The 433-nt window shown below is 52.9% G+C and carries 1 protein-coding gene; it reads right to left on the bottom strand.

Annotated elements, in window-relative coordinates; genetic code table 11:
- A partial coding sequence (locus TR08_RS32830) for a hypothetical protein (protein ID WP_045522890.1) occupies window positions 1-433 on the bottom strand: 433 nt, incomplete at both ends.

The following is a 433-nucleotide window of genomic DNA, read 5'->3' as shown; positions in this document are numbered from 1 at the left end:
CTGACCGAAACCTGGTCCCATTGGTCCTCCCATTCCTGGCTGACCGAAACCTGGTCCCATTGGTCCTCCCATTGGTCCTCCCATTCCTGGCTGACCGAAACCTGGTCCCATTGGTCCTCCCATTGGTCCTCCCATTGGTCCTCCCATTCCTGGCTGACCGAAACCTGGTCCCATTGGTCCTCCCATTCCGGATTGACCAAAGCCTGGGTTCATCATTGGAGCTCCCATTCCTGGCATTCCCTGTGATTGAGGATCAAACCAGCCTTGACTTGTAGTTGCAGGTGAGTCTGCTGGACTTTCATCAAAATAAGGCAATTGATCATCTGCTGACATTTGATCAAATCCACCTGGCATTTGACCGCCCATTGGCATTTGACCCATTCCTCCAGGCATTTGACCGCCCATTGGCATTTGACCCATTCCTCCAGGCATT

It is taken from the genome of Neobacillus niacini, from assembly GCF_000759675.1.
Taxonomy (GTDB): domain Bacteria; phylum Bacillota; class Bacilli; order Bacillales; family Cytobacillaceae; genus Neobacillus; species Neobacillus niacini_A.
This window is presented reverse-complemented; position numbering and strand designations above follow the sequence as displayed.